This window comes from Pseudomonas sp. FG86 (assembly GCF_057808775.1).
This window is the reverse complement of record NZ_JBMDIS010000143.1, coordinates 1-9,125: the sequence shown is the minus strand read 5'-3', so window position 1 is coordinate 9,125 and position 9,125 is coordinate 1. Positions and strand designations below refer to the sequence as shown.

7 protein-coding genes are annotated in these 9,125 nt (G+C 62.4%); 1 reads left to right on the top strand and 6 read right to left on the bottom strand.

The genetic code is table 11. From position 1 onward, the window contains the following. Nucleotides 1-457: 457 nt before the first annotated feature. Nucleotides 458-1,138, top strand: coding sequence for a Crp/Fnr family transcriptional regulator (locus tag ACODSV_RS35095; protein ID WP_024075025.1), 681 nt, complete (start codon nucleotides 458-460; stop codon nucleotides 1,136-1,138). A gap of 1 nt (nucleotide 1,139) precedes the next feature. Here the strand turns inward: ACODSV_RS35095 and ACODSV_RS35090 are convergent, their stop codons facing one another. The 6 genes from ACODSV_RS35090 to nosR all read right to left on the bottom strand — a co-directional run bounded on the left by ACODSV_RS35090 (nucleotide 1,140) and on the right by nosR (nucleotide 8,899). Then, on the bottom strand, nucleotides 1,140-1,655 hold the full coding sequence (locus ACODSV_RS35090; RefSeq protein ID WP_102625717.1) for a nitrous oxide reductase accessory protein NosL: 516 nt from the start codon (nucleotides 1,653-1,655) through the stop codon (nucleotides 1,140-1,142). A 29-nt stretch (nucleotides 1,656-1,684) separates the two neighbouring features. After that, entirely contained in the window at nucleotides 1,685-2,515 is an 831-nt protein-coding gene (locus ACODSV_RS35085) for an ABC transporter permease (RefSeq protein WP_150055844.1), read from the bottom strand. Beyond that, nucleotides 2,512-3,435 (bottom strand): ABC transporter ATP-binding protein, encoded by a 924-nt coding sequence (locus ACODSV_RS35080; protein ID WP_150055843.1) that lies wholly within the window; start codon nucleotides 3,433-3,435, stop codon nucleotides 2,512-2,514. Before ACODSV_RS35080 ends, ACODSV_RS35085 begins: the two co-directional genes overlap by 4 nt. Further along, a complete protein-coding gene (locus tag ACODSV_RS35075) occupies nucleotides 3,435-4,700 on the bottom strand; it encodes a nitrous oxide reductase family maturation protein NosD (RefSeq protein WP_411741577.1) in 1,266 nt (421 codons plus the stop codon). The genes ACODSV_RS35080 and ACODSV_RS35075 overlap by 1 nt, the downstream gene beginning before the upstream one ends. A 156-nt stretch (nucleotides 4,701-4,856) precedes the next feature. Then, entirely contained in the window at nucleotides 4,857-6,758 is a 1,902-nt protein-coding gene (gene nosZ, locus ACODSV_RS35070) for a TAT-dependent nitrous-oxide reductase (protein WP_150056456.1), read from the bottom strand. Between the two features lie 11 nt (nucleotides 6,759-6,769). After that, the gene (gene nosR, locus ACODSV_RS35065) at nucleotides 6,770-8,899 is read right to left on the bottom strand and encodes a transcriptional regulator NosR (RefSeq protein WP_150056455.1); all 2,130 of its coding nucleotides are present in this window, start codon (nucleotides 8,897-8,899) and stop codon (nucleotides 6,770-6,772) included. Between the last annotated feature and the right edge of the window lie 226 nt (nucleotides 8,900-9,125).

The window sequence follows — 9,125 nt, the reverse complement described above, 5'->3', positions numbered from 1 at the left end:
AATGTGTCAACCATGTCCCCGCACATGTGTCCACCATGTGTCCGGTCCATACAGGTCCTTCCAAAAGTGACCCGCTGTAAGAGCGGAACCATAGGTGGCCGTTACCGCAGCAACGGATATGTACCCGGTCTAATCCAAAAAAATGGTCGGCCCAAAGGCCGCCATCGGGGGCAAGCCCCCTCCCACACTTAACCGAGTACACCAGCCACAACTCCGGTCGGTTCCAGGACCGCAAAAGCCAGAACAAAACCAAACCGAAATTTACCGGATGGATGCAGATCCAAATGCGGGAGGGGCGGTGCGACGATTCGACTTGCCCCCAATTACAGTGGGTCAGCCACAGATGCATCAACTGACACGCCCACATAGGCTCACAACCCCCGCAAGAGGTACCCCCACAGAGGCATATCAACCCCGCGCCAAGCCCCCTACGCTACCCCATTGCGGAGGCCCAAACATGCTCACCCATCCCCACATTGTCCTCACCCTGCGTCGCCATCACCTGTTCAGCCAGCTCCCGGAAAAAACCTTCCAGGACGTCTGTACCCTGGCCAGCCTGAAGCGCCTGCCCAACCACACGCCACTCATGCACCAGGGCGATGCCGCAGACCGTTTTTTCCTGCTGGTCAGCGGTCAAATCAAGCTGCACCGTGTCACGGGTGAAGGCCAGGAACACCTGGTGGAAGTCATCCAACCCGGCCAGACCTTTGCCGAAGCCCTGCTGTTCACCCAGGCCAAGGCCTATCCGGTGAGCGCCACCGCGCTCAAGGACAGCGTGCTGGTCAGCATCGAAGGCCAGCATTACCGCCGCGCCCTGGAGGACCAGCCAAAAATCTGCCTGGCGATCCTGGCGAGCATGAGTATCCACCTGCACCAACGCCTCAAGGACATCGACACCCTGACCCTGGCCAATGCCAGTCGCCGGGTGATCAATTTCCTGTTCCAGGAGCGCGATGCCGTCAGCGGCGAGGTGGTCTTGCAAGTGCCTAAGCGCTTGGTGGCGTCGAAGCTGGGTATCCAGCCGGAGACCTTTTCAAGGATCCTGCACCGGCTGGTGGAAGGTGGGATGATCGAGGTGCAGCGGCGTACCATTCGGATCGTGTGTGAAGAGCAACTGATGAGCTACCAGGCCGGCTGATTCAATGGCCGCTGTGGGCCATGCCCGCTGGCTGTTGCAATAGCGCCAGGTCGATCTCGGCAAAGCGCAACACGTGCCCGCCGGTGTCCGCCGCGACCTTCTGCGCCTTGGCCTCATCGGCAAACGAGGCCAGCACCACGCCCATTGCCCCCTTGAGCCCGGTGCCGATCACGTAAAAGGCGCTGCGGGCGTCGATCAGGTGCATGTCATTGGGCGAGTCCCACGGGCTGCGGCCCATGTCGTGCACATACAGCTTGGCGTCGTCATGGTGGTTCTCCGGTTGCAGCCACCAGCCGAGCATTTCGGCGGTGGAGCAGAATTTCTTCACCGCGCCCCGCTCCACCACCTGCCCCTTGGGCCCGGGGAATTCGTTGATAACCATGCCGCACACGTGGCATTCATCGTTGGGATGAAACGCCACCGGCGCGTCACTGAAACTCGACGCCTGTTCCTTATCGCAAGCCGTCAGCAGCAAACCGACCAGCAAGGCCGCCAGTACCCGTGTCTTGAAACCCATATCACTGACTCCTGCAGTCAAAAAAATCGTCAAGCGGCGCGACGCCGAAACATCCCATAGGCCAGCGCCAATGGCCCGGCCACCCAGGCCAACAAACACGCCCACAGCGCCTGTGGCGGCACGTCGAGGTCCGTGCCCAGGGCCATGACCCCGATGGACTGTGTGCCCGTGCCGAAGCCGGACAGGTTGATCAGCCGATACACGTCAGTAGGGTTGAGCAGCAACAGCCAGGGCAACCCCTGCGGGTTGAACTGGCCCTTGCCGACCACCAGCAGGGCCAGCAGCGCCAGGTCGAACACCAGCACAAAGAAAAACCACACGCCCAGGGCCAGGCCGGCAGCCGTGGATTTTTCCGCGCAACGGCTGCTCAGGGCATAGGCCAGGCCGAGAAACACCCAGCCCAATAACGTCGAGGTCAGCATGAAACGGCCAAACGCCCAGAGCAGCACGCCGAGTTCGACGTCATCCACCAGCAGCGCGATGGCAAGCATCGCGCAGCCAAACCCGAGCACCGTGGCCAATGCCAGGATCAGCCCGTGGCCGACAAACTTGCCCAGCAGGATCTGCCCGCGTCCCAGGGGATAGGTGAGCAACAGCAACAAGGTGCCGCTTTCGTCCTCGCCGACGATGGCGTCATAAGCCAGCAACAACGCAATCAGCGGCATCAAGAAGGTCGCCAGGCTGGCCAGGCTCGCGATGGTCGCGGCAATCGAGGTGAAGCCCAGTTGCCCGGCGGCGGCGGCCCCCAGCCACGCAATACCGATGGCCAGCACCGCGAACAACAGGCTGATCGCCAACAGCCAACGGTTGCGCAGGCCGTCGCAGAACTCTTTGCGCGCCATGTTCCAGACCGGGCTCATAACGCCGCCTCCTGTGCCGTGATCTGGTGGCTGTTCATGTAATGGCGGTAAAGGTCTTCGAGGGAAGGCGCGAGGATTTCCACATCGCTGGGGCTGTCTTCGGCGAGCAACTGGCGCAGCAGTTCCACCTTGCTGCCGTTGCACGCCGCCACTTGCAGCCCTTCGGCGCCCCAGGGCCGGGTCACATGGCCGGCAGCGCTCCAGCGTTGTTGCAGCACCTCGACACGCTGCAAACCGCTGCCGCGGATCAACGTCGGCAAGCCGGCCTCGGCACGCAGTTGTGCCAGGCTGCCCAGCGCCAGCAGGCGGCCCTGGGTGAGGATCGCGGCGCGGTTGATATGCGCTTCGACCCCCGGCAGCACGTGGGAACACAGAATGATGCTGGTCCCCGCGGCGCGCAGGCGGTCGAGCAGGCGATACAGGTCTTGGGTCGCGAACGGATCGAGACCCACGGTAGGCTCGTCGAGCAGCAACAGGCGCGGCTCGCCGAGCAGGGCCTGGGCCAACCCCAGGCGCTGGCGCATGCCTTTGGAATAGGTCTTGACCCGTCGCGTGGCGGCCGCTGTCAGGCCGACGTCCTCCAGCAGGCTGTCGACCTGATGCATCGGCGCGCCCTTGAGCCGGGCAAAGTGGCGCAGGGTCTCCACGCCACTGAGCTGCGGGTAGAACGTGACGTTTTCCGGCAGGTAACCGAGCCAGCGGCGCACGTGGGGATCACTCGGTGCACGGCCGAACACCCGCACCTGGCCGGCACTGGCGCGCAGCAGGCCGAGGACCAGTTTCATCGCGGTGGTCTTGCCCGCGCCGTTATGCCCGAACAGCCCCAGCACTTCGCCGGGGGCCAGGTTCAGGTTCAGGCCGTGCAGCACCGTGGCACGTCCATAGCGTTGGCTGACGCCGTCGATCTCGACCACGTTCATCAGGCAGGTTCCTTATGTGAGGGGGCTTGCATCAGGGGGTGGCTGTCCATCACCCCCGGCGACTTCATCACCGGGAACGCGCGTTGCACCCAACGCAGCAACTCGATGCCGGGGCTGTTGAGCAACAGGCGCACCTGGGGGTAGAGCCACAGCAGGCGGTCGACGTTGTCATTGGGCTCGTAGGCCACGTCGCCCAGGCCATCGCCGTTGCGGTCCCAGCCCAGGTAGTCGCTCCAGTAGTTGCCCCGCCCGTCCGCCGACCATTCCTGCAAGCGGCTGGCGACGTACTTGACCTGACGCTGGTTGTCGACAAACGCGTTGCCGGCAATGCGGTTGTCTTCTGAGCCGGCGGTGAGGTGAATGCCCACTGCGCTGCGCGCGAAGCGGTTGCCTTCGATGCGGTTGAACAATGAGTTATAGATAAACAGCGCCTTGCCTTCGCCGCCGGCAATCATGGTGTCGCCGGTGGAGCCGTCGCGCACATCGGTAACGACGTTGTCCTGCAAGGTGGAATAAGTGATGTAGTTCATCAGGATGCCGTAGTTCTGGTCCTGTTCGGAGCGGTTGCCGGTCACCGTCAGTTGGCGGCTTTGCATCAAGGCATAGCCGGTGCGTGTGCGGCGGGTGGTGTTGCCCAGTACCCGGTTGTCGTTGGCGAACATGTAGTGGATGCCGTAGCGCAGGTCTTGCAAGGTGTTGCCTTGCAGCAGGTTGCCGTTGGAGGTGTCGATGTAGATGCCATCGCGGGTCTCGCGCACCTGGTTATCGATGACCCGAGCGCCGTGCACGGCGTACAGGTGGATGCCGTTGCCACGGTCCTGGGAGCGGATCGAGGGGTCTCCCTGGATGCGGTTGTCGAGCAGGCTGACGTCCGCGGTGCCGTCGACCCAGATGCCAAAGCCCGGGCCCTGCAGGCGATTGCCGCGCACCTTGGCGCGTTGGGCGTCGGCCTGGATGAAGATGCCGGCGTTCATGGCGGTGAGGTCACGGCCCCAGTCGAGGAAGGTGCAGCCCTCGACGCTGACATCCGGCGCGCCGATGAGCAGGCCGTTGCCCTGCCCTTCAGCCTGGAACACGGCGCCGGGCGCGCAGGTCAATTGCAGCGGTTGGTCGATGCGGAACGCGCCTCGGTATTCGCCGGCCGGCAGGCGCCAGCGGTCGGGGCCGTCGGCTTGCAGGGGCAAGTCGGTAATGGGACGTACGGCAGCGCTCACCCCGAACGAGAGCAGTGCGAGCCCTATCAAGGTGATGAGTGATCGAGCCACAGTGATGTCCTTAAACTGAATGCAGTCCAATGTGGGAGGGGCGGTGCGACGATTCGACTTGCTGCCGATGGCGGTGAATCAACCACGGATGCATCAACGGATACACCCCCATCGGAGCAAGCCCCCCTCCCACCTTTGTCCTGCGGTGTGCCTTGGTCAGGCGTGCTCGACCTTCATCCGCCCCACCATCTCCATATGCAGGGCATGGCAGAACCAGCTGCAGTAGTACCAATGCAGCCCCGGCTTATCGGCGATGAAGGTGATGGAGGAAGTCTGCTGTGGGCTGATCTCCATGCTCACGCCGTGGTTGACCATGACAAAGCCATGGGTCACGTCCTCGATCATGTCGATATTGGTGATGGTCACGGTGACTTCATTGCCCTGCTTGACGGTGAATTCCCCCAGGCCGTAGGCCGGGGCCATCGAGGTCATGTACACACGCACCTTGTTGCCGTCGCGAATCACCTTGTTGTCGGTTTCCAGCTTGATCCCGTCCTTGGCGGCGATGGCCACGGTTTCGGCAAAGAATGGATCGTTGCGGTCCCAGATGGTCCTGGTCTTGATCTGGTCGCGGCGCGCCATCACGCAGTCATGGGGTTCGGCAAAGGCCGGGCCGTCGTGGACCAGTTTCATCTCGTCGCCGGAGATGTCGATCAACTGGTCGTTCTCCGGGTGCAACGGGCCGGTGGGCAGGAAGCGGTCCTTGGAGAACTTGCTCAGCACCACCAGCCACTGGCCGTCGGCGTCGCGGGTTTCGGTCAGCGACGCATGGTTGTGGCCCGGCTGATACTGCACATCGAGCTTCTGCTTGATGTAGTTGACCTTCTCGCCGCCGTAGGCGCGGATGGCTTCGGCGATGTTCCACTTGACCACCTGGCTGTCGATAAACAGCGTGGTGTAGGCAAAGCCGCGCCCATCGTAAGTGGTGTGCAGCGGGCCCAGGCCCAGTTCCGGCTCACCGACCACCACACCGCGCGGGTCGGCGATCTTGCCGCTGAACAGGTCGTCGAGCTTGTCGATGGCAATGATGGTGCAGGTGGGCGACAGCTTGCCGTTGGCGATGAAGTACTTGCCATCCGGCGAGGTGTTGCAGCCGTGGGGGTTCTTTGGCACCGGGATGTAACGGGTGAACTCGCTGTCCTTGCCGTCCTCGGATTTGCGCCCGTCCACCACCGGCACCTTGGCGCCGTCCACACTGATGAACTTGCCGGCCTTGATCGCCGCTTCGATGCGCGGAATGTTGAACACCACCACCCAGTCGCGCTCGTTGCGCATCATACCGGCGAGGTCGGTGGCCTTTTCCGAGTTGTAGCAGGTGGCGGCTGCGTACTTGCCGGTGTAGTCCATATCGGCATTATCGAGGTTGCCGTCGACGATCACCTGGAAGGCCATTTCCATTTTCTCGGCGTCGATGGCGTTGAACATGGTGAAGGCGTTGCGGTCTTTCAGGTCGAAATTCTTGCCGTCATTGGGGTGCGGAATGATGAACTCGGCGTTGCAGAACACGTACTTGGTGTAGGGCACTTTTTGCAGGCGCAGGCCGTGGATGGCCTGGGCATTCGGTACGGTGAGGATCTTGTCGCACTTCATGATATCCAGGCGGATACGCGCCACCCGGGTGTTGGCCTTGTCGTTGATGAACAGGTACTTGCCGTCGTACTTGCCGTCGGTGGTGGACAGGTGCGGGTGGTGGCAATCGCCGTTGGCGTACTTGGCGCCCTCCCCCAGGATGCGCTTGCTCTCGTTGGTCAGGCCCCAACCGGTGGCCGAGTCGATATTGAACACCGGGATACGCATCAGCTCGCGCATCGATGGAATGCCCAACACCCGCACTTCGCCCTGGTGGCCGCCACTCCAGAAGCCGTAGTAGTCGTCCAACTGACCGGGCTCCACATGGATTTTCGACTTGGCATCCTTGGCCGCCGCGGCAAAGGATTCACGCGTGAACACCGCGCTGCCAAGGGCCGAAGCCCCGGCCAATACGGCCCCGGTCACCGCCCCCGTACCGAGGAAACTGCGCCGGGTCAGGCCGTCATGGTTGTCGTCTGTATCGTTCATGGGTCGCTCCTTCAAGGGTTGGGATTTATCTGCACTACGGGAATCTGTACGGGGGCCGCCTTGTTGCGCTTCTTGCGCTTGTTGATCAGCGGCGGGCACTTGTTTTCGTTGTGCCAGGTCATCTGGCAGTCGAGGCAGTAGTGGCATTCATTGGCGTTGATATGGCCGTCCGGGTGGATGGCCTGGATCTCACATTCCTTGGCGCACAGCTGGCAGGGGTTGCCGCATTCCTGGCGGCGCTTGAGCCAGTCGAACAAGCGGAATTTGCTCGGGATCGCCAGGGCGGCGCCGAGGAGGCACAGGTAGCGGCAGTAGACTTTGCGCGTGAACAGGTTGATCACCAGTAATGCCACGGCGTAGAGCACGAACCACCACTGGCGGTCGAACTTGAGGGTGATGGCGGTCTTGAACGGCTCCACTTCGGCAAAACGTTCGGCGGTGGCCATGGACTCCAGCGACAGGCCGAACAGCACCAGCAGGATCAGGTACTTGATCGCCCATAGCCGCTCATGCACCGCGAAGGGCAATTCAAACTGGCGGATCTTCAGGCGGCGGGCGGCTTCGTTGAGCAGTTCTTGCAAGGCGCCGAATGGGCACAACCAGCCACAGAACACGCCGCGTCCCCACAGCAGGATACTGGCGGCGGTGAACACCCAGAGCATGAAGATCAGCGGGTCGGTGAGGAACAGTTCCCAGCGAAAGTCCTGGGCCAGTGCATGCACGAAGGTCAGCACATTGACCACCGACAGCTGCCCCAACGCGTACCAACCGATAAACCCCACGGTAAATACCAGGTAACCGCGACGCAGCCAGTGCAATAGACGCGGACGACGCGCCAGGCTGTCTTGCAGGAACAGGATCACTGTGAGCAGCACCAACGCAACACCGAGCACCAGCACCTGGGTTTGTTTCTGGTACCAGATGCTCAGCCACAACGGGCGGTTGGCTTCATCGATCGCCGCTTGTTCCTCGGCCGTGGGCGGTAGCCGTTCCAGGTACTGTTCCGGCAGCTGGTAAGGCAATTCGAAGCTGCTGAAGGTGCCACTGACCGGCCCGGTCTGGCGCCGCACCAGCAACTCCAGGGTCCAGGGCGAACCGGGGTCGAACGCCGCCTGTGCCCGCACAATAAACACCGACATCTCGGTGAAGTCCGGCATGCCCACGGCGTAGGCATCGTCGATGCGCCGGTGGTCGAGGTCGCGAAAGCTGATCACATTGCCGAACTGGCGCAACTGCACCCGATCGAAAATACCGCCTCGCACATAACCCGAGCCCTTGAACGAAAACAGCCCACGGCCCATCACGGCGATGGCCTGTTCACCCGGCTTGAGCGCCTGCATCAACGTGGCGTAGTGCGCATCCCCCAACAGGTTACGGCCGATACTCGGCGGGTTGATGTCGGCCACATAGAGATCGATGAAGGTCTCATCGCCAGCCTCCCCCGCTTCGGCGGCGGTGTCCTTGAAGGCGGCGTCAACCTGGCCACGGGTCAAGAGCAGGCGGCGAATCGCGCCATTGCCGGTCAACTGCTCCCAGGTGGCGGGGGCAAATTGATCGGTGCGGATCAGCGCGGCTTTCTGTGGGGTCGCGGCCTTGCCGTCGATCAACTTGAGCGAGACCGCCACTTCATGGGCCGCGCGCATGACCACTTCGTTGACCACCATCGCGGTGACCGTGGCGCCGGCAATCGCATCCACCGTCACGGCCTTGGGGTCACTGGAGCGCCCCACCACGACGCGTTGGCGCACGTCGACGCCGGCATAGTGGCCGGTGAACTCGTGGAGTTTGACCTCGGGGATGCCGATCAACAGGATGGGTTCGTGGTGTTCCAGTACGTAGGCGTCACGGATGATGCCGGCGGTGTCGAGGATCACCTGGGTATTGATGGGTTTGCCTGAGTAGGCGGGGATCGCCATCACGTCCAGGCTCTGGAATACGTAGCCGATGGGGGTGTTGGCTTGGGTGATGGTGCGGACGTTGAACTTGCCTTCGGGGGCGGAGACGGCGTCGTGCTGGGGGAAGGTTTTGTCGATGCGTTGCTGTTCGATCGCGCCGTAGGGTTGGGCGTGGGCGCTGGTGAAGAGGATGAGCAGCACCGACATGACCAGCCAGTGGAGTGTCAGGTGCGAGGAGCGGGCCATGGGATCCCTTTGTTGACGACGCTGAAGATGGGACCGATGGTAGGTGCGGTGATGGCGGGTAGCCCTTGATTGAAATCAAGTTGGTCAGAGGGGGGATTGGGGGCATATCCGTTGCTGCGGTAAGGGCGGCTGGTCCGTGTACATATCCGTTGCTGCGGGAATGGCGGCTGTCGGTTCCGCCCTTACGGCGGGTCACTTTTGGAAAAGAGCCCCAAAAGTAACCAAA

Bases quoted from the DNA above. Each gene is read 5' to 3' on its own strand.
- ACODSV_RS35095 (WP_024075025.1), top strand. From the start codon at position 458: ATGCTCACCCATCCCCACATTGTCCTCACCCTGCGTCGCCATCACCTG.
- ACODSV_RS35090 (WP_102625717.1), bottom strand. From the start codon at position 1,655: ATGGGTTTCAAGACACGGGTACTGGCGGCCTTGCTGGTCGGTTTGCTG.
- ACODSV_RS35085 (WP_150055844.1), bottom strand. From the start codon at position 2,515: ATGAGCCCGGTCTGGAACATGGCGCGCAAAGAGTTCTGCGACGGCCTG.
- ACODSV_RS35080 (WP_150055843.1), bottom strand. From the start codon at position 3,435: ATGAACGTGGTCGAGATCGACGGCGTCAGCCAACGCTATGGACGTGCC.
- nosZ (WP_150056456.1), bottom strand. From the start codon at position 6,758: ATGAACGATACAGACGACAACCATGACGGCCTGACCCGGCGCAGTTTC.
- nosR (WP_150056455.1), bottom strand. From the start codon at position 8,899: ATGGCCCGCTCCTCGCACCTGACACTCCACTGGCTGGTCATGTCGGTG.